This window comes from Bradyrhizobium sp. CIR48 (assembly GCF_014198315.1).
Lineage (GTDB): Bacteria > Pseudomonadota > Alphaproteobacteria > Rhizobiales > Xanthobacteraceae > Bradyrhizobium.
Window position 1 is genome coordinate 25,338 of the sequence record NZ_JACIHG010000002.1, and the last position, 19,639, is coordinate 44,976.

Annotated in this window: 13 protein-coding genes; 4 read left to right on the forward strand and 9 right to left on the reverse strand. The window is 63.5% G+C overall.

The window, feature by feature from the left end:
* Positions 1 to 10: 10 nt before the first annotated feature.
* From fliQ to flgB, 4 genes are all read right to left on the reverse strand, one after another.
* Positions 11 to 274, reverse strand: coding sequence for a flagellar biosynthesis protein FliQ (gene fliQ, locus GGD66_RS06625; RefSeq protein WP_018321865.1), 264 nt, complete (start codon positions 272 to 274; stop codon positions 11 to 13).
* 99 nt (positions 275 to 373) lie between these two features.
* On the reverse strand, positions 374 to 682 hold the full coding sequence (gene fliE, locus GGD66_RS06630; protein WP_018321864.1) for a flagellar hook-basal body complex protein FliE: 309 nt from the start codon (positions 680 to 682) through the stop codon (positions 374 to 376).
* Between the two features lie 16 nt (positions 683 to 698).
* Positions 699 to 1,124: a flagellar basal body rod protein FlgC gene (gene flgC, locus GGD66_RS06635; protein WP_092262712.1), complete on the reverse strand. Its 426-nt coding sequence runs from the start codon at positions 1,122 to 1,124 to the stop codon at positions 699 to 701.
* A gap of 40 nt (positions 1,125 to 1,164) precedes the next feature.
* The gene (gene flgB / locus GGD66_RS06640) at positions 1,165 to 1,569 is read right to left on the reverse strand and encodes a flagellar basal body rod protein FlgB (RefSeq protein ID WP_183257179.1); all 405 of its coding nucleotides are present in this window, start codon (positions 1,567 to 1,569) and stop codon (positions 1,165 to 1,167) included.
* A 352-nt stretch (positions 1,570 to 1,921) separates the two neighbouring features.
* Here flgB and GGD66_RS06645 point away from each other — a divergent pair, with 352 nt between their 5' ends.
* The gene (locus GGD66_RS06645) at positions 1,922 to 2,893 is read left to right on the forward strand and encodes a flagellar biosynthetic protein FliO (RefSeq protein ID WP_183257180.1); all 972 of its coding nucleotides are present in this window, start codon (positions 1,922 to 1,924) and stop codon (positions 2,891 to 2,893) included.
* The gene (gene fliP / locus GGD66_RS06650; RefSeq protein WP_028142765.1) at positions 2,890 to 3,648 is read left to right on the forward strand and encodes a flagellar type III secretion system pore protein FliP; all 759 of its coding nucleotides are present in this window, start codon (positions 2,890 to 2,892) and stop codon (positions 3,646 to 3,648) included. Before GGD66_RS06645 ends, fliP begins: the two co-directional genes overlap by 4 nt.
* A gap of 38 nt (positions 3,649 to 3,686) precedes the next feature.
* Here the strand turns inward: fliP and GGD66_RS06655 are convergent, their stop codons facing one another.
* The 3 genes from GGD66_RS06655 to GGD66_RS06665 all read right to left on the reverse strand — a co-directional run bounded on the left by GGD66_RS06655 (position 3,687) and on the right by GGD66_RS06665 (position 9,224).
* On the reverse strand, positions 3,687 to 7,409 hold the full coding sequence (locus GGD66_RS06655) for a tetratricopeptide repeat protein (protein ID WP_183257181.1): 3,723 nt from the start codon (positions 7,407 to 7,409) through the stop codon (positions 3,687 to 3,689).
* Between the two features lie 181 nt (positions 7,410 to 7,590).
* Positions 7,591 to 8,493 carry a tetratricopeptide repeat protein gene (locus tag GGD66_RS06660; protein WP_210321507.1) on the reverse strand — a complete coding sequence of 301 codons (903 nt, stop codon included), beginning with the start codon at positions 8,491 to 8,493 and terminating at the stop codon, positions 7,591 to 7,593.
* A gap of 104 nt (positions 8,494 to 8,597) precedes the next feature.
* On the reverse strand, positions 8,598 to 9,224 hold the full coding sequence (locus tag GGD66_RS06665; RefSeq protein WP_312009933.1) for a FecR family protein: 627 nt from the start codon (positions 9,222 to 9,224) through the stop codon (positions 8,598 to 8,600).
* Between the two features lie 398 nt (positions 9,225 to 9,622).
* Here GGD66_RS06665 and GGD66_RS06670 point away from each other — a divergent pair, with 398 nt between their 5' ends.
* Complete coding sequence (locus tag GGD66_RS06670; protein WP_246788778.1) at positions 9,623 to 13,765, forward strand: VCBS domain-containing protein; 4,143 nt, start codon at positions 9,623 to 9,625, stop codon at positions 13,763 to 13,765.
* A gap of 22 nt (positions 13,766 to 13,787) precedes the next feature.
* On the opposite strand, the gene GGD66_RS06675 is transcribed toward GGD66_RS06670, so the two are convergent.
* Positions 13,788 to 13,985, reverse strand: a complete 198-nt coding sequence (locus GGD66_RS06675) for a hypothetical protein (protein ID WP_183257184.1) — start codon at positions 13,983 to 13,985, stop codon at positions 13,788 to 13,790.
* Positions 13,986 to 14,677: 692 nt separating this feature from the next.
* Entirely contained in the window at positions 14,678 to 18,073 is a 3,396-nt protein-coding gene (locus GGD66_RS06680) for an AAA family ATPase (protein ID WP_183257186.1), read from the reverse strand.
* Positions 18,074 to 18,489: 416 nt separating this feature from the next.
* On the opposite strand from GGD66_RS06680, the gene GGD66_RS06685 reads away from it, so the two are divergent.
* Positions 18,490 to 19,479, forward strand: a complete 990-nt coding sequence (locus GGD66_RS06685; RefSeq protein WP_246788779.1) for a formylglycine-generating enzyme family protein — start codon at positions 18,490 to 18,492, stop codon at positions 19,477 to 19,479.
* Positions 19,480 to 19,639 lie beyond the last annotated feature (160 nt).

Here is a 19,639-nt window from a genome sequence, read left to right on the forward strand (position 1 = left end):
GCATCTTGCCTCAGCCGCCGATGATTCGCGACGAGATCCGCAGCATGTGGGCGTGGAGCGCGTCGGCCATGAACGGCAGCGCCAGCAGCATCGTGGCAAAGATGGCGAGGATCTTCGGCACGTAGATCAGCGTCTGCTCCTGGATCTGCGTCAGCGCCTGGAACAGCGACACGATGACGCCGACCACCAGACCGACCACCATCAGGGGGGAGGACACGATCACGATCGTCCAGATCGCATCGCGCGCAACGTCGAGGGTCTCGGGTCCGGTCATTGCTTGATACTCGCTATTGGTTGTCTGACGTGCCGGGAAATGCGAATGGCGAATCGGAGACGTCCCCATTCGCCATTCGCTACTCACCATTCGCCAAAATCAGATCGGCATCTTCATGATGTCTTCATACGCCGCGATCACGCGGTCGCGGACCGAGACCAGGGTGGACACCGCGACGTCGGTGTCCGCCACCGCCGTCACCACGTCCATCACGTTGGCCTTGCCGGAGGCCATCGCCACGGTCTGCGCATCCGACTTGCGGCCGGACTCCATGACGCTGCCGACGGCGTCCTTCAGCATCGAGGCAAAGGATTGCCCGCCGGCCTCGGTGGCTTTGCCGGCACCGCTGTTCTCCAGCACCCGGGCGAGGTTGGCATAAGCGTTGGCCGCGATTGTCGGTGATGCCATGGCTCAATTGTCCTGTTCAGCTCTTGAGGATGTCGAGCGTGCGCTGGATCATCCGGCGCGTCGCACTGATGATGTTGAGATTGGCCTCGTAGGACCGCTGCGCATCGCGCATGTCGGTCATCTCGACCACTGAGTTCACGTTGGGGTATTTGACGTTGCCGCTGGCGTCGGCGACCGGATTGTTCGGCTCGTATTTGACGCGGAAGCTCGACTGGTCGGGCTTGATCTTGCCGAGGGTGACGACCTGCGCGTCGAGCGTGCGGTCGAGCGCGGAGGAGAAGGTCGGAACCTTGCGTCGATAGGGATCGCCACCGGCGGTCTGCGAGGTCGAATCCGCGTTCGCGATGTTTTCCGAGATCACCCGCATGCGGCCGGCTTGCGCCCGCAGACCGGAGGTTGCGATCGCCATCGAGCGGGCAAAGTCGCTGCTGTCATTGGCCATGATGCGCCTCCTCTAGCTGTTCTGTTCCCGGATCATGCGGCTAGCCCTTGCCGATCGCGGTCTTGAGCAGATGCAGGCTCTTCGAATAGAGCGAGGTCGCCGCCGCGTAGTCCATCTGGTTGCTGGCCGCCTTCATCATCTCCTCTTCGAGATTGACGGCGTTGCCCGCGGGGCGGGTCTCGAACCCCGCGTTCCTGTTCTGGTCGAATCCGGAAGGGGCTCCCGACGGCGTCATGTGAGAACCGCTGGTGCGGGCGAGCGCGAGGGGGCCCATCGAGCCGGTGACCGCCCCGGACTTGTCGAGCTTCGGCTCGACCAGGTCGCGCGGCCGGAATTTGGGCGTGTCGGAGTTGGAGACGTTCTCGGACAGGACGCGCTGGCGCTCCTGGTGCCACTGCATCTTGGTGCGAAGCGCCGACAGTACCGGGAGGTCGTTGATGGACATCGTCGCGGCTCCTTCCGCCTCTTGCGAACCTTGAGGTCCGCAACTAGGCAGAATTTGCCGCGTGTATGGTTAACAGCTGGTTAAGGACGCCCTCGCGGCGTGTCCCCGGGCGGGACACTATTTTGCGCCCCGTGATTCTACGCGTCCAAAAATGGCATTAACCCAACCATTTGGCGGCGCATGCACGGGCCAAGAAGTCGTTTTGGATCGGGCGATTCATAGGTTATTAAGAGTTGGGGACGGCAAAACTTGCCGTGGGACGTTAAGAGATCGCAGTTTGGGGCATCGTTAAGCCGGTGGTTGGCGCGTCTGACCATGGGCACGAGAACAGCGCCATTTGTCGGGGACAAGTATGCAAGGCAGCCCTATCACCTTCATCGTCGCGTTCATCGTCGTTCTGGCGTTGATCGGCGTCGCTGCCTGGCTGGTTCGCCGATTCGCCGGCAGCCGGGTCGGCGCCAACACCCAGCGCGGCAGGATGCCCAGGCTCGCGGTGATCGACGCTGCCGCGGTCGACGGTCGGCGCCGCCTGGTGCTGGTCCGGCGTGACAATGTCGAGCATCTCCTGATGATCGGTGGGCCCACCGATATCGTCGTCGAACCCAATATCGTTCGCGCCGCGCCCGGCCGCGACCAGCTTCCGCAGCGTCCGAACGCCGCGGAACCGCCGCGGCTCGCGCCCATGCCGGATACCAGCAGCTGGGCCGACGAAGCACCGCGGCCCGAACTGCTCGACCATCCCGAGCCGCAAATGCCCGAGCCGCCGCAGCGGCCCGCGCGCCCGTCCTTCGCCGACGAGGTGCGCCGGCCCGCTCCCGCGCTTGCCGAACGCCGCAGCGATCCCCTCGCCGGCTTCACGGCCGAGCCGATCGCGCCGCGCCCCGAGCGCGAACCGCGGCCCGAGCCGCTGCCGCCGCGCGTTCCGCGCAGCGAGCCGCCGCTGATGCCGCGGCCGCCGCGCCAGAGTGAGCCGCCGAAGATGCCGCCGGTGCGCGCCGAGCGCGCACCTGCCCCGCCGCCTCCTCCGCCGGTGCCGCAGGCTCCGCCTGTTCCGCCGACGGCTCCCGCCGCGTCCCCCTCCAGCGCCGAGCAGAATCTCGCCGAGATGGCGCAGCGGCTGGAGGCAGCCTTGCGTCGCCCGGCCGGCGAGACGGTCGCGCCTCCGGTTGCGCCCGAACCGCCTGCGCCGCCGCCCCGCGCCGCACGCAGCGAGCCGCCGGCCCCACCGGCCCCGCCCGCAAAGCCGGCCACGGAAAAGACCAGCTTTGAAAATCTCGAAGACGAGATGGCCTCCCTGCTTGGCCGTCCGAAGCCGTCTTCGTGAGGCTGCCGTCCCTCCCGCGTAGAGTTGTTTTTCTTTCTGTCCTGATCGGCGCGGCATCGGCAGCGATGCCGGCGCATGCGCAGGACATCAGCATCAATCTCGGCGGCGGCGCTGGCGGCGGCGGCGTCACCGAGCGCGCGATTCAGCTGATCGCGCTGCTCACCGTGCTGTCGATCGCGCCGTCGATCCTGATCATGATGACGTCGTTCACGCGCATCGTGGTCGTGCTGTCGCTGCTGCGCACGGCGTTGGGCACGGCGACCGCTCCGCCGAACTCGGTGATCATCGCGCTGGCGATGTTCCTCACCTTCTTCGTGATGGGACCGGTCCTGCAAAAATCCTACGACGACGGCATTCGCCCGCTGGTCGCCAACCAGATCGGCGTCGAGGACGCACTGCAGCGCGCCTCCGTTCCCTTGCGCGGCTTCATGCAGAAGAACGTGCGCGAAAAGGACCTCAAGCTGTTCCTGGATCTCTCGGGCGAGGCACCGCCGGCCACCCCCGACGACCTCGCACTGCGCATCTTGGTCCCCGCCTTCATGATCTCCGAGCTGAAGCGCGCCTTCGAGATCGGCTTCCTGCTGTTCCTGCCCTTCCTGATCATCGACCTCGTCGTCGCCTCGGTGCTGATGTCGATGGGCATGATGATGCTGCCCCCGGCAACGATCTCACTGCCGTTCAAGCTGATCTTCTTCGTGCTGGTCGACGGCTGGTCGCTGGTGGCCGGAAGCCTGGTGCAGAGTTACGGAGGGTGAGGCGGAGTCGCGGGCCGCGCTTCGCGCGGGCAGCAGTCCTACCGCGTCATCTTGATCTGTCGCACGACGGGGATCGTCGGCAGCGAGCCGGTGTGGTCGGCTTGTTCCTTGGCCTGCGGTGAGCCAGGGGCGCGGGCGGTGGCGTCGGGGAAGCGCTGCTTCATCTCGCGCAGGAAGCCGTCGAGCGTGTCGACGCTGGCAGCCAACTTGGCGATCTCGGCGAATTCGGCGCTGGAGGCCGCGGCCGGCTTGCTGGCCATGTCGAAGGCGAGACGGTCGGCGCTCTCGCTCATCAGCGGCGCGTATTTCTCGCGGAAGCGCGACAGGCCGATCGAGTCGTCGGCGAGCGCATAGCCGACGGCGGCGCGGATGATGTCGCTCTTCTCCACCGCGTTGAGCGGCTTGAAGTCGCGGAAGCGCTCGCCGTAATAAAGCTCGATCTGCTCGGCGGACTCGCGCCAGCGCCGCCCCGCCCAGAAGATGTCGGAACGCAGGCGCAGCACTTCGCGCCCGGAGACGTTGGAGACGATGTCGAGCGCGAGATCGTGGCGGCCGACGTCGCTCTGCGCGCGCGCTTCCAGCAGCAGGCGCTGCTGCCTGAGCTCGCCGGAGAGATCGCTGATGCGGCTCGCGCGCAGCGCGGTGATCGCCATGTCGGGCTTGCGGTTGGCGAGATAGATCATGGACAGGCGCGCGGCGACTTGGGCGCGCGCAGCACCTTCGAGGCGGTGATCGACCTGATATTGCAGCAGCTCGGCGGCCTGGTCGAGCAAGTCAATCGAGGCGAGACGGTCGGCGAGACGGCGGATCAGCTCGTCGCCGCGCCGGCCGATCGGCGTCAGCTCACGGAATTCGTAGAACATCCCGAGCGCCTCGACCGGCGGCAGCTCGTCGCCCTTCGGTCCCAGGAAGATCTTGGTGAACAGGTCCGAGGCGAGATCCTGCGCCTGGCGCGAGGCTTCGGCGTTCGGCTGCAGCCTGGTCGCGGTGCGCGCCGCGGTGAGCGCATCGCGGTAGCGCCCGTTCTCGGCAAACATCTGCGACAGCATCTGCAGCGTCTTGACCTCGATCGCGTCGCCGCGCCAGGTCATGGACAGGGTCTCGAGCTCGCGCAGCGCGTCTTCCTTGCTGATCTCGTCGCGCTTCTGCCGCAGCGCGACCTCGAGCTGCTTGGCCTCGGCCGCAGCCGGCCGATCGGCCGAGGCGGCCGCGAACTTGTAGTCGTCGAGCGCGTCCTTGTCGTGGCCGAGCGCCTCGGCGAGCCGGCCGCGCAGCACGGCGAAGCCGGGCGCGGCCTCGGGCGAGACGCCGACGACCTCGAGCTCGCTGCGGCGCTTGGAGGCGCCGGCATAGTCCTTCACCTCGAGCGAGGCGCGCATCGCGTCCATCGTCACGATGCGCTGGATGTCGAGCGGCAGCGAGGCGATGGCGAATTCGACGTTCTTGAATTTTTCACGCGCATCGGCCCATTTGCCCTGGCGTGCATAGGCGAGCGCCTTCCAGAGCTGGGAATCGTGGCTGTTGCCGATCACGGGATTGGCGAGGTCCTTCAGGCCCTGCGCCGGCCGGCCGATCAGGATGCTGGCGATCGCATGCATGATCAGCGCGCCGCTCTCCTCCTTGTTGAGCGGATCGCTCAGCATCAATTCGGTCACGGCCTTGGCTTCGTGATACATCGCGCGCGACATGTAGAACTGCGCGAGATCGAGCCGCGGCAGCGAGCGCAGTGCCGGTTCGACGTTGGAGATCGCCGTGATCAGGTCGCTCTGACGCGTCATGAAGTTGTCCGACTGACCCTTGCGCCAGCCTTCGGGGCTGAAGATCGGGCGCACTGCGGTCGGCGCTCGCTCGGCGGAGATGTCGACCGGCGACAGCGTCAGTCCGCCCTTCTTGCCGAGGATCACCTTGTCGGCGCCGACCTCGACGCCGACCTCGTCGGAGTTCGGCCGGATCGCGATGCCGTGCGCGGATTCCAGCAGCGAGAGATCGACGAGGTCCTGCCGCTTGATGAAGCCGCGCACCGGCCGCTGCGCGGTGACGACATAGAGCGCGTCGCCGGCGTCGGGGTCGGTGAATCTGTGCAACAGGCCCGGATTGGCGAAGGGGATTGCGATGTTGGCGAGCGCGGGGTCGGTGATGTTGCGCGACATCATCAGCGGCAGCGGCGTCGACTGGATCTTGTCGGCGAGCGTCAGGAGCCAGTTGGTCTCCTTGCCGACCTCCTCGCTCGCCAGCGAGTAGACCAGCGGGCGGGTGAGACGGATACGCACCGCCTGCCCCTTGTCGAGCGGGATGCGGCCGACCTCGCCGATCATCGCCCCGCCCCTGGCGCGGATCGCCTCGACGTCGATCGGCTTCGGTGTATCGAACACCAGCCACACCGTGTCGCCGCGGCGGAACGCGGCCGCCGGTGTTGCGACCTGAATCGGGAACGTCACGCGCAAGCCGTCGCTGTCGCGGCGCGCATCGACGCTGGCGACGGTGGGCTGCGGCGCGGCCGGCGCCTCGGCGGGCGCAGCCTTGGCGGCTTCCTTCACGGCCTCTTTCGGCGCTTCGGCAGGCACCGGCTTGGCCGGCGCGGCCGCAGCCTCGGAAACCGGCGGCGCGGGCTTCGCAGCTTCCTTCGCCATTTCCTTGGGCGCTTCCGGAGCGTGCACAGCCTCAGTGGCGGCAGCCGGCGCCGGTTTCGGCGCTTCAGCGGGCGGCATCGCGGCGGGCGCTTCCGGCCTCACCTCGGGCTTGACGTCGATTTTGGCGTCGCGCGCGATCGTCTCGGAGGTCGGCGGCGCGATCTCGCGATGGGCCTCCTTCGGCTTCTCGGCCGCGGGCTTGTCGGGCGCGGGCGCCGGTCCGTGACCGGCAGGCTTCATCTGCGCGATCGCCGCCTCGGCCGTCGCGGCGGTCTTGCCCTTGTCGGGCTGGAAAGAGACGTCGACGACGTAGTTCTTCTCGTCGCGGAACGAATGCACGTCGGAATCGCCGATCAGCGCGATCTCGACATTGGTCTGATCGATGTCGGCCTTCTGCTTGATCGAGGCGACGTTCGGCGGCGCCGCGACCACCGCGTCCGCCAGATCGAAATTGAGGTTGGCGTTGAAGGCAAGCGTGAGCTTCTGCTCGTTGAGCACGGAGGAGACGCCGACGCCGTCGGGCATCTCGAACACGAAGCGCACGAAGGTCGGCTGCACCGAGGCCCGCACGCGGATCTGCGGACGCTTCTTGGTCTCGGCCGCGGCGCGCTGGGCGCGCAGCGCGCGCTCGGCCACGCGGGCGCGCTCGGCGAGCTCCTTGACCACATCCATCGGCAGGCTCGGCGGCGGTCCCTTCCAGCCCTCCGGCAACAGGTCGACGAAGGTGCGCTCGCCGGCATTCATGGTGTTGACGGTGACGCGCCGCGCCAGCGACAGGCGGATGGCGCCGCCATCAGGATCGCGGCGCGCTGAGTTGACGTAATCGGGCGCGCCTTCGGGAACGCGGTCGACGGGAACGTCAACCGCGCGGTCGAAGCGGATGATGAGGATGGAGCCTGCCGTCGTCACCTCGGAGGGGACGTCCTCGCCGAGCTTGATGACGAGACGGGCAAAGCCGCCGCCGGCCGAAAAGCTCGCCTCGCCCCTGATCGGATCGGCCGCCCGGGCAGGCGCACCGAGACCGATCAGCAGGCAGGCCGCCAGCGCGCCCGCCGTTCGGACATGACGCGACAGCCCCGGCGCCAAGGCGCGGGCTCGCGACACAAATCCAGCGGCAGCCTTTCGCGCCATTGGCGGCATTTCTTCCGGTTCGGCGGTCCATGCCGGCATCAAGGCCGGCCCATGCCGTCGACTGTAGGTCCCGCCAATTAAGGACTTGTTAATGCTATATCTTGATTTGCTTTGGAGGCAGCACGCCGTGCCGCATCGAGCGTGGGCGAATCCGCCGGGTCTGAATTTGAGACACCGATGGTTAAGGCTTCGTTAACACCTGCAAGACGGTGCTGTCGCGGTCGGCCAGTCCCTTCACGGGCACCCCATAGCGGACAAAGGCTTCGTCGATCCCAGCGTCGATTTTTCTGGCCGCCGAGATATCGCTTTGACCACCAACTGCGTCGCCGAGCTTGAATCTGGCAATCCCTCGGCCGTAGAGCGCGCTCGCAAGCTTGGGCGCCAACTGCAGCGCTGAGTTGTAGTCGACCATCGCCGCGGAGAATTGCCCCATTTTCAGATTAATGAGAGCGCGCGAGTCGTATGTTGCCGCGCTGTTTGCTCCCGATCGAAGCACAATATCGCAATCCTCCAGCGCAGCCTGCAGAGCGCCAAGGACGGCTCGGGTCCAACAGCGTCCGCTCCGCGCCGCCTCCAGCTTCGGATCAAGGCGAATTGCCTCGTCATAGTCCCGCGCTGCGCGGTCGTACGCGTTCCCCTGCAGGTAGGCCGCCGCACGGTTGGCAAAAGCCGCGCCATAGTTCGGGTTGAGCTTGAGCGCCTCCTCAAAGGCGCCGATCGCCAGATCGCGCGCCCCCGTTCTCAGATAGGCCACGCCGAGGTTGTTGAAGGCTTTCGCATAAGTCGGATCAAGCCTGGTCGCTTCGACGAAATCCTTGATCGCGCGTTCGTAGTCGGCTTTGGCGCTATAGGCATTTCCCCTGTTGTTGTAGGCGATAACGAAGCCGTTCACCACTCCCTCGCCCGCATCGATAAACGCCGTGCAGCCATCGATCCGAGCTTCGGGTGACACGCGGTCCGAGCCGTTGCACAGTTCAACATTCTTGAGGGAGCTGCCCTTCTTCTGTGCCCAGCCCGACGAACTGGACAGCCCAAGGACAAGAATGAGCATCACGGCCTTGATGAAACTGGCTCTTGCGGTCATTTCCACACCAAGTGTCCGACACCGACGGCGAACGAAGCGCCAATCCTGATCTCAGTGCCGGCCGGCACTGCGGCGTCGCGGCGGCTTCGGGCCAAGCAAGTTTCTCAGCACCCCCGACAGATGTTGAGTCTCCGATTGAGGCTTCGATCGGGCTCCGGCGCCGCGGATGTCGACGGCTTCTTCAAGAGCTTGCTCTTGCCCTCTTCGATCAGGGTCGAAATTTTGACTGACCCATCGTCCGAAATCTCGACATGCGGCGTCGTGCCTCGAATCCCCAGCGTGGCGACGGGAGTATCGACCTTCATGTCGCCGGTCTTTGCGACCCCGCCCGCAACAAAAGTAAATGTTCCCTTGGCGAGATTGAACAGAGTCGCATTGGACTTGCCGGCCGGCTCATACACATAATGATCCAGCACCATACGGGCGTTGCTCGATAGATTGAACGAGCTGCCGTCGGTAAAGTTGATGCCGACGCGGCCGTCGGCGCCGGTGTACACCACGTCACCAAGATATACGGGATCACCCGTGTTGGTGCGGCCAGGGTCACTCGACACATTCGCCTGAACAATCACTGCGCCCGCGTGTTCGATCGTGACCGAGCCTGAGACCACCACCACCTTCCCAATCGGTTTCGGCGATGAGGCCGCGACGGCGGGCTTGGCGGAATCGCTCTGCGCTTGAGCCGCGCTCGGCGAGAAATTGGCAAGCGCCAAAACAAGACCAATCGCCAAAGCAGCTATCGTAGGTCTGCACATGATCCCCCCTTTCTGAGAAGATCTTGTCGCTATCGGTGGCCCATTTCTTGAACCGCGTAGCGCAGCCATAGCAAATATAATTGTTGTTTAATTCTATTAACCAGCCTAATTTATCTCCGGCACTACGCAAGCGCCACAAATTAAATGCGTTCCGTTTGTCAATTTAATCACATTGGCGGGAGGGGGCACGGCGGGAATGGCGGTACGCGTCGCCGTCCCCCCGCGCAATGCGTCTCTCTCGATCAGACTTGATTATTTCGGCGGGCAAGCCTTCGGGCTGCCAGCGCCCAGGAAATTTTGTCCCTTGGCGAGGGCCCGAGCAGGATTATGGCAGCACGCCGAGCCTGAATCGATCACCCAGGCGAGGTCGAGCCATGTTAGTTGCATCCGGCATCCACGCTGATAACGGGGCCACCATGGCCCTGCCCGTCGAGCTCATCGGCCATATTCATACTGTGGTCGGTTGCTGTGCGCTTACGCGAGCGAGCGGTGTCGCCACACAGGCGGTAGCTGGTGCGCCTATCTGTCGGGGCGACGTGCTGGAAACCGACGCCGACGGGCGGATCACAATTGGCTTCATCGACGGTACTTTTTTCAACATCGCCTGCGGCACTCATGTTGTGCTGAGCGAGTTCGTCTTCGACGTCGAAGGCATGCCATCTGCAGCCTTGTTCGACGTGACCCGAGGGAGCTTCGGTTTCGTACCGGGCCGGCTGGCGGAAACCGGAGCGCTCCGGCTGAATACGCCCATTGCAGGCATTCGCGCCCGGGGCCACGCGGGCGGTTTCGGGATGCTGACACTTGCTGCATTGACTTTCTCGGCCGCGCAGAATGCCGAGGCGGCGGATCCGGATGTCACATTCCTGGATGACGACTCCATTACCTACAAGGACCTTGCGCACGGCGCATTTGAGCTCGTGACCAAGGAGCGGGTCCCGCGACACATCATCGTCGAAGATCCCGGCGAGACGATCGTCATCAAGAAGGTGGGATCCACCATCAGCGTCAATCAGGTCGCGAATACGGCGGCTCGCATGGAGGAGTTGCGCGCCGCCCAACAGGATGTGCTCGCCAATCTAGGAGAACAAGGGCCCCGTGGCTCGAGCACGCCTTTCTTCGTCAAACCCCAGCCACTGCAGCCGATCAATTTCATTCAGCCGGATGCGCCCACGCTGCAGATCTTGCCGACCACGTTGCCACCCATCACTTTCGCGCTGGTGGACCCTGTACCGCCGACTCTCAGCACCGGGGCTGGGCCAATCGAGCTCGATACGGTCGTGTTTGACACATTCACGGCGACGACGGGAACCTTCAGTGCCAGTAGCACCAGCGGCGGTGGCAATCTGACCTTCGGCATCATCGGGGCCAGCGCCGGCAGTACGGTTCTGGATGGAGTGACGTACGATCTGTCGAAGACAAGTTCCTACGGGATTCTCTACGTCAACAGCACGAGCGGCGCTTATACGTTCGTGCCCGACAATGCCGCAATCAACGCGCTGAAGGCGCCTACGACCGACGGTTTCGTTATCACCGTCTCCGACGGACTCACCTCCGTCACCCAGACCTTCACGATCACCATCAACGGTGTCAACGACGCTGCAATCATCTCCGGCACCACGACCGGTTCGATCATCGAGGCTGGCGGCATCGCCAATGGAACGCCCGGCACGCCGATTGCAACCGGCACCCTTTCCGATACCGACGTCGACGATCCGCCCAATACGTTCACCGCCGTGAGTTCGCCAACCGCGAGCGCCGGTGGCTATGGCACCTTCACGATGACGGCTGCCGGCGTGTGGACCTACACCTTGGACAATGCCAACCTCGCAGTGCAGGCACTCAATGCCGGCGAGACGTTGACCGACAGCTTCACGGTGACCTCGATCGGAGGCACCCCACAGGTGGTGACGATCACCATCCACGGGACCAGTGACGCGGCGATCATCTCCGGTGAGACGACCGGTGCAGTTATCGAAGCCGGCGGCACCGCCAATGCAAACCCCGGCACACCCATCGCGACCGGCACGCTCACCGACGTCGACGTCGACACCACCGCAAACGCCTTTACGCCCGTCAGCTTGCCCAAGGCAAGCGAGGCGGGCTACGGCACCTTCACCATGACGGCAGCGGGCGTGTGGACCTATACGCTCGACGACGCCAACGGGGCAGTGCAGGCGCTCAATTCAGGCGAGACGCTGACCGACAGTTTTGCGGTGACCACGCTGGACGGAACCGCTCAGGTGGTGACGGTCACCATCCATGGCACCAACGATGCTGCCGTCATTTCCGGCATGACGACCGGCTCGGTGACCGAGGCTGGAGGCCTTGCCAACGCGACGCCCGGTACTCCGAGCGCAACCGGCACGCTGCTTGCGGCTGACGTCGACAATCCATCCAATACCTTCACGGCAGTGACCTCGCCGAAGGCAAGCATCAGCGGTTTCGGCACCTTTACGATAACCGCCGCCGGCGTGTGGACCTACACGCTCGACAACGCCAGCGGCGCGGTGCAGGCGCTCAATGTCGGCGGCACGCTCACCGACAGCTTCACTGTCACGACCCTCGACGGTACGCCGCAGGTGGTGACGATTACCATTCAGGGCAGCAACGATGCCGCCCTCATTTCCGGCACCACGACCGGCTCAGTGACGGAGGCGGGAACTTTCTCACCCGGCGTTCCCATCGCGACCGGCACGCTCACCGATACGGACGTCGACAACGCTCCGAACACGTTCACCGCAGTCTCTTCGCCGGCTGCGAGTGACGGCGGATACGGCACCTTCACGATGACCGCAGCCGGCGTATGGACTTACACCCTCGATAACAACAACACCGTGGTTCAGGCGCTCGATGTCGGCGACACCTTGACGGACACCTTCTCGATAACTGCCATCGACGGTACGTCACAGACGGTGACCGTCGCCATTCATGGCGCCAGCGACGCAGACCCGAACGATTTTGATAATTTGGCCACCGGATCTGCCGTGATCTCCGATCCCCCCAACGTGTATGGAACGCCGGGGAGCGAAACCATTGCCGGCGGCGGCGACACAGGTCAGATCATCTACGCGGGAGCCGGCAGCGATACCGTCAATGGCACTGGTAAAGCCGACGTTCTCTACAGCGGATCAGGCAATGACACGATCAAAGGCAACGATGGGGATGACACCATCTTCGGCGGCTCGGGCAACGATACGATCAACGGCAACAACGGCGCCGACACCATAACGGGCGGATTTGGTGCGGACCAGCTCACCGGCAGCAATGGGAACGACCGTTTCGCTTACTTGTTCGTAGCCGATTCCAACGCAAGCCAGTTCGACACCATCACCGACTTTGCATCGGGAGCGGACAAGATCGACTTGACCGCCATGGGCGCGCTTGGGTTCGCCATATTGGCATTGAGCTCAACCAGCACGGCCGTGCCGGCACATACGATCGCCTGGCTCTACGACAGTGCGGCGAATGAAACGATCGTGTACGTCAATTCAACGGACCAGACCCTGCACGTCGGCGATTCCAGTCTGCTCGAAATCCATTTGCAGGGCATCGCCACCATCGACGCGTCGGACTTCATCACGGCGCCGGCAGCGGCACCTGCGACGGCGGTTGCCGGCGAGCTGCTCGACCTCATCGCAACCTCGCAGGGTGACGCGACCGCCGTGATGACGATCACTTCCGAAGGCTTGTCCGACTCCGGCAGCGCCGACGGCACGCTTCTCGCTGCAGAGAGTTCGACCATCCAATCGACCGAGGCGACCTACAGCCTCGATTCGAACTGGGACCAGATCGGACAGGCCGAATATTCCAGCTTGTCCAGTTCAGACGAAACGCAAATGCTCGCGACCGAAACGCTCCGAAGCGACACGGCAGCTCCCTCAGCCAGCGGACTGTCTTTGATCGTGCAGCACGTGATCCCACTCACCGAGGCCAGCTTTGTCTTTAACAACCCGACCGGGTTCAAAAATGGCGCGGTTGCCGCAAGCGGCCAGATGCCTGACGTCGCCATGCTGAATTTTGCCCACGACGCTGCCGGACAGCACGTCGGTAGCGGGCTTGCGCTCGGACACGATGCAGGGAATGACGGCGTCGCGTCATCAAGAGGCGCCGCCCAGGCGGCTCATGCCCATGGTTATACCAGTGGTGAAACGGCAGACACGACGTTCAACCCAATCCTGCTGAACCCAAGCCTCCTGAAGTCATCGACCGGCGGCGCCAACCATTCGCTCTCAAGCGGGGCGGACCAGCACAACCCGTCCCTGGAAGCGTCTGGATCAAAGCCTGCCAATCCGCTTCAGCTCGGCGACTCGTTCCAGTTCAGGGATGTCGCGTCGCAAGGCTCACTGCACGGCGCAGTGTTGGATCATCTCTCAGACTTCGTCGGTCATCACGAGCACGCTGGGGAATTCCATGGATCCGAGCCGGCATTCATGCCTGAAGCATCGCCGTCCGATGTTGATTCACCTTTCCCGGCAGGTGCCGTTCACGGCCATGTGTCGCACGATCTGATCGTGTGACGGCCTCAAGCCGATTGCGGCTTCAATGTTGCTTGCCGGCGCCTTCCGGCGCCGAGGAGCTCTCTCCGTCGAGAGAAGATTCATCATCGTTGCCGTTGTCGCCTTCTGGCGGCTCTGCATGCTGATGGCTGAGGGCGGATGTCCACGCCGATGTCATCGCCGCGATGAGCAGCCGGTTGAGGGCCTCGATGACGCGTTCTGCTGCGGACGAGTAGTTCATGGCCTCCTCCTGCGCTGCCGATTGCGACCAGCCAAGCGTAGGACCGGGCCTTGAACGCCACTGTACGCCACTTCACACCTGCGCGCGTCAACTCATCGCAGTCTCAGAAGATGCCGCCAGCTTCGACTGCATCCGCCACGAGAGCTTGATCTGCCGCATTGAGGAGTTGCTGAGCGCACCCACTCACAACCTTCGGGGCGTTGCAGTTCGCGCGCGACTCTGACTCAGATGTGACCTCGGCGATGCGAATCGCATTGGTTAGCTTTGGGGGTAATCAATGAGCGGAGAAGCCGGTTGCATTGTGTGTAGCAGGGCAAGAGCGGTCGTAGCGGTCGTTCCGATCGCCAGAGGATATGCCCTGAAAATATACGAGTGCTCCTGTTGCCATAGCACCCTGCAGCTCGTGACTCGCGTCACGAAGGCGGCGCTGATCAAGCAGCAGGCCGATACTCTTACTCAGGTGGAGAAGCAGTTGCGCCCGCCTGTTCGCAGGGTGCAACAGGTCTTCGCGAATTAAGCGCACGCGATGTCTGCTTCGCTCCTGTGCCGATTGCCCTTGCAACTGCGAAAATGTCGCAATGGGCAGCGAGCAGACTCGTGCAACGAAACAAGGCGCGTTTGTTGAAGCCGTGGACTGAGCTTACTCTTTGGCTGGCAACGATGGTCCGTCAGTTCGCATGAGATCTGATGTTTTAAAACTGGTTAGGATCGGTGCATCCAAGCTCGGTGAGCACAGCAGTTGCCCGCTTCAAGTCGAAGGTGTCGAAGCCTTCGGTGAACCAGCCGAGGACGGGAGCGAGAAGCTGTTTGGCATGATCCAGTTTTCCTTGATCGCGCCAGAGACGCGCCAGGCTCGTGGCTGCGCGCAACTCCCAGGATCGCGCCTGCTGGCCGCGGGCGATTGCGAGCGACCGCTCGAAATGGGTTTGGGCCTTTGCCGCATCCGGTTCTGACGGCAGAAGCGCGATTTCGCCGGCGATTCGATGGAGCTCGGCCTCGTACCATTGTTCCTTTGTTGTCTCGACCAATGTTTTGGCTTCTTCGATGCAGCGCCAGGCGTCACCGAACTGGCCAAGCTCACCATAGGCTCTCGCCAGATGGGATAGCCATACTGGCAGGTAAATAGTGGTTCCCGTTGCTCGCATCGCGGGGATCGCGGTGGTGAAAATACCGAGTGCACCGGAGGCTTTGCCTGTCGAGACCAGAACCGCTGCGCGCCGTAACATTCCGGCGCTCTTCCAGAAGATCGAGCCTTTGTCTTCTGCCAGTTGGATGAGTTCGTCAGATAGATTCTTCGCGGCGACGCAGTCACCATTGAGGAGCTTGGTGAGGCATACAGGTGCCAGCGCCAGCATTAATGTACTGGCGTGACCGGTGTCGCGGGCATGACTGAGCGCTCGTTCCGCATCCAGGATCGCAGCCTCGCGATAACCAAGCGCCCACTGCGCTCGCGATCGATAAAGCAATGCAGCCTGCCTGATGTCCTGGCTGCGACGTCGGGCAGTCTCGCGATGTTCAAGGGGATCGTAGAGCGTAATCGTCCGCAAGTGTGCCAAACCTTGCGCGAAGTTTCCCATTTCCACCAAAGCGACGCCGAAGCGGCAATGGGCGAATACGATCGGGAGCGTGTCCTTCTGTTTCTCGGCAAGCGCCAACAGCCGTGCGGCGCTCTCACAAGCCCGGTCGCCATCGAACGCAGTGAGGTATGTTCCACTCAAGGTACTCAGCGCCATGAACAGCAGCAGCGGATCCTCGGGAGCTTCCCCGAGTGCTTCAGCCTGTTCGATGAGCAGGATCGTCCGCTCGGCAGCCGCCTTGACTTCCGGGGCACCTTGTCCTTTGACATGCTGGAGCGGATAGAGCAATGCAACCCGAAGCTTGATCTCATCGCGACGGAGCCGCGGTGAGGCAGGCAAGGTCGCAACCTGGGCAAGCGCGCGCGTGAGCTGCTCGACGGCCTCTACGAGCGCGGAGTGCTGGATTGACCGCAATCCGGCTTTGCCCCAAAGGGCAGCAGCGGTGTCGATCAATCCGGCCTCGGTGTAGTGCCTGGCCAGAAGATCCGGTTGCGCGTCGGCGATGTCGGCAAGCTGGGGGCTCTGCAGTGCCTCCGCGATGCGAGCGTGGAGTGCGCGTTTGGGCTCCCGCAGCAGGGTGCCATAGGCAGCGTCCTGGACCAGCGCATGCTTGAAGAAATAAGTCGCGTGCGGCGGCGTGCCGCGGCGGAACAGCAAACCCGCCTGGATCAGACGGTCGAGTGAAGAAGACAGGGTCGCCTCCGGCTGGTGCACCACCGCCGCCAATAGTGCGTGCGAAAACTCGCGGCCGATTGCGGCGCCGACCTGCGCCAGTTCCTTTGCCGGGCCGAGTCTGTCGAGCCTGGCCATCAGGGACGCCTGCAAACTTGCGGGGACTGCCAGCGCCGGCACCGGAATTGCGGCGACCATCTGCCTTGCCTGCACTTCGCTTCCGGCCTCCAGCACCGCCTTGGTCATCTCTTCGACAAACAGGGGGATGCCATCTGTTCGTTCGACAATGTCGTTTCTGATATTTGTCGGTAGTCGATTGTTGCCGACGACGCGGTCAATCAGCGAGTTGACGTCGCGACCTGCCAGCCGATTGAGCGCCATGGCTGTTACGTGCGGCTGTCCGACCCACGGCGCCGCGAATTCTGGCCGGAACGTCACGATCACGAGCACGCGAAGAGTCGTGATCTGGTCAATGACGCGACCGAGCACTTCCAGGCTCGTGGGATCACTCCAGTGTGCATCCTCGAAAATCATCAAGACTGGGCTGGAGCGCGCCAATGCTTCGATCTGGCCGCCAAGTGCCTCCAACGTTTTCTGCCGGCGCTGTTCGGGAGCAGGATCCAGCGCAGGATAGCGTCCGTCATTGGGGAGCGACAGCAACTCGGCCAGCAGCGCGGCGTCGAGCTTGGACGTCGAGGTCTGCGCGAGTATCGCATCGAGCTTGTCAAGCTTCGTCTGCAGAGTATCTCCGCGCGTAAACCCGGCGACGCGTTCGAAATGCCCAATGATCGGATAAAAAGCACGGTCTGTGTGCTGCGGCGAGCAGAAATTGCGTAATCGCGTGTGCGGTTCGGATGCGAGAATTTCCATCAAAGCGGCGGTGAGCCTGGATTTGCCTATGCCAGGCTCACCGGACAGCAAGACCACCTGGCCTTCGCCGGCCTTGGCTTTTGCCCAGCGTCGCAGCAGCAATTCAAGCTCTTCGTCGCGTCCGACCAGCGGAGTCGGACCACCAGGATGCATCGCCTCGAAGCGGCTCTCGACGGAACTTGCCCGCAGCACCGCGAAGGCTTTCACTCGCCCGGCAATTCCCTTGAGCCCCTTTGGCTCGAACTCTCGCAGCTCGAAAAGATTGCCGAGAAGGCCGCGCGTGGCCTCGGAAATCACGACTGTGTTCGGTTCAGCGATTCCTTGAAGGCGTGCTGCAAGATTCGGCGTCTCGCCGACGATGCCCCGCTCCTGCGCCTGGCCTGATCCGACAAGGTCTCCAACCACGACCAGACCGGTGGCGGCTCCGACCCGCACCTGTAGGGGCTCAGGAGCTGCGAGCGTTGCGACCGCATCGATCATGGCGAGCCCGGCCCGAACCGCGCGCTCGGCGTCATCCTCGTGCGCAACCGGATAGCCGAAATAGGCAAGCACTCCATCGCCCAGGTATTTTGCGACATATCCGCCGAAGCGGCGCACCGTTTCGGCGACGCATGTCTGATAGGCTGAAATGATCTCGCGCAGGTCCTCCGGGTCCATGCGAACGGAGAGTGCGGTCGAGCCCACCAGGTCCGAGAACATGACCGTGACGTGGCGACGCTCGGCGGTATCTGTGGCGGCTTCGTCGCTATCCGCCGTGCTTTCGGGAAATTGTGCCGATCCGCGGCCGCCACCGTGCAACACAGCGATGGCGTCGAGCAGCTTGCGGCGATGCCCGACGGAGTGGACACCGAGATCCTTCAGATCCTCGGCTGTCAAGCTCGGCAGGACCGCGCCGTCGATCTCGTGTTCGCGAAACACCGCCTCATATCGTTCGAGGCCGAGCTTCCGCAGCCAACCTCCGACCTCCATGGCGAAGCCTCTCGTTCGCCTACCGCTTCCATGATCCCCCTGAGGAATTGGCCTGTCTAGATGCCGCTGTCGAGCAAACGGACGGAACTAACGATCGCGCGCGCATTTCGGGCAGCGGAGCTTGATATATGTCAATAGCCAGCCGGTGCCACGGCACAAGCTCGTCCAGGTTGCAGTGGCCATTCGTCGATTCTACGGCCGCTCGCATTATGCGCGTTTGCCTCAAAGTCGCCGGAGCCAATTGGGAAAGAAGGACTGACGTAGATCCTGACGAATGCTGCTTTGGGGCTGGAATGAGGGAGCGTAGAAAAATGCTGCCGATGCCGAACGCCATCAATCGCCACAGGCAGAAGTCACTCACTCCGATCTTGCTTGTCGCGGCCTGCCCGTAGCGACAGTCGTGCGCGGAGTTCGCGATGTTGCGAGCAGGGGCCGAGGTAAGCGGGCCGGGGCCGGACGATATCAAGGCCGATGACATGGTCTGGATCCCCGGCGGCACGTTCCGCATGGGCTCGAACCGCCATTATCCGGAGGAAGCGCCGGTTCACCGCGCCACGGTGGACGGCTTCTGGATGGACCGCACGCCGGTGACGAACCGCCAGTTCAAGGCGTTCGTCAATGCGACCGGGCATGTTACGACGGCGCAAATTCCGCCAGACCCGGAGCAATATCCGGGCGCGGTTCCGCACATGATCTACGCGGGCTCGCTGGTGTTTGTGCCGCCGCGCCGGGTCACGAACCTGTCCGACTGGAGCCAGTGGTGGGTCTTTCTGAAAGACGCCAATTGGCGGCATCCGCGCGGTCCGAAGAGCAACCTCGTGGGCTTGGACGATCATCCGGTCGTGCACGTCACGTACGCCGATGCATTGGCCTATGCGAAATGGGCGGACAAGGATCTGCCGACCGAAGCGGAATGGGAGTTCGCCGCGCGGGGCGGACTTGATGGTGAGGACTACGCTTGGGGCAATGCGTTGACGCCTGGCGGCGCGCAAATGGCAAACATCTGGCAGGGCAATTTCCCGGTTAAGAACCTCTGCGAGGACGGCTATGAGAGCACCTCGCCCGTAACAGCCTTTCCGCCGAACGGCTACGGCCTCTACGACATGATCGGCAATGTCTGGGAATGGACCTCCGACTGGTGGTCGGCGAAGCACGAAGCCGACGCCGCAAAGCCGTGCTGTGTTCCGTTCAACCCGCGCGGCGGTCCAGAGACCGCGAGCTTTGATCCGTGTCAGCCCGAAGTGCACATCCCCCGTAAAGTCTTGAAGGGCGGCTCGCATCTCTGCGCGCCGAACTATTGCCGCCGCTACCGACCGGCCGCGCGTCACGCGGAGGCGGTCGACACGTCGACGAGCCACGTCGGCTTCCGCTGCGTGGCGAGAGAACCAGAGAGGTTTGCCGAATGAAGTGAAGCTTTCGTACCAAGGGAGAACAGCATCATGAGCAATGACAATTCGGATCAGAACCGGAAGTCAGGAAAGCCGAACAACGGCGCAGAAGGGCATGTGGGTAGCCCACGCTCAAGGATCAGCCGACGCAACATCCTGCTTGCGACAACGGCAGCAG

What these genes read in the sequence shown, in the direction of transcription:
- fliQ (WP_018321865.1), bottom strand. Translation starts at nt 274, where the DNA reads ATGACCGGACCCGAGACCCTCGACGTTGCGCGCGATGCGATCTGGACG.
- fliE (WP_018321864.1), bottom strand. Translation starts at nt 682, where the DNA reads ATGGCATCACCGACAATCGCGGCCAACGCTTATGCCAACCTCGCCCGG.
- flgC (WP_092262712.1), bottom strand. Translation starts at nt 1,124, where the DNA reads ATGGCCAATGACAGCAGCGACTTTGCCCGCTCGATGGCGATCGCAACC.
- flgB (WP_183257179.1), bottom strand. Translation starts at nt 1,569, where the DNA reads ATGTCCATCAACGACCTCCCGGTACTGTCGGCGCTTCGCACCAAGATG.
- GGD66_RS06645 (WP_183257180.1), top strand. Translation starts at nt 1,922, where the DNA reads ATGCAAGGCAGCCCTATCACCTTCATCGTCGCGTTCATCGTCGTTCTG.
- GGD66_RS06655 (WP_183257181.1), bottom strand. Translation starts at nt 7,409, where the DNA reads ATGGCGCGAAAGGCTGCCGCTGGATTTGTGTCGCGAGCCCGCGCCTTG.
- GGD66_RS06660 (WP_210321507.1), bottom strand. Translation starts at nt 8,493, where the DNA reads ATGACCGCAAGAGCCAGTTTCATCAAGGCCGTGATGCTCATTCTTGTC.
- GGD66_RS06670 (WP_246788778.1), top strand. Translation starts at nt 9,623, where the DNA reads ATGTTAGTTGCATCCGGCATCCACGCTGATAACGGGGCCACCATGGCC.
- GGD66_RS06675 (WP_183257184.1), bottom strand. Translation starts at nt 13,985, where the DNA reads ATGAACTACTCGTCCGCAGCAGAACGCGTCATCGAGGCCCTCAACCGG.
- GGD66_RS06680 (WP_183257186.1), bottom strand. Translation starts at nt 18,073, where the DNA reads ATGGAGGTCGGAGGTTGGCTGCGGAAGCTCGGCCTCGAACGATATGAG.
- GGD66_RS06685 (WP_246788779.1), top strand. Translation starts at nt 18,490, where the DNA reads ATGTTGCGAGCAGGGGCCGAGGTAAGCGGGCCGGGGCCGGACGATATC.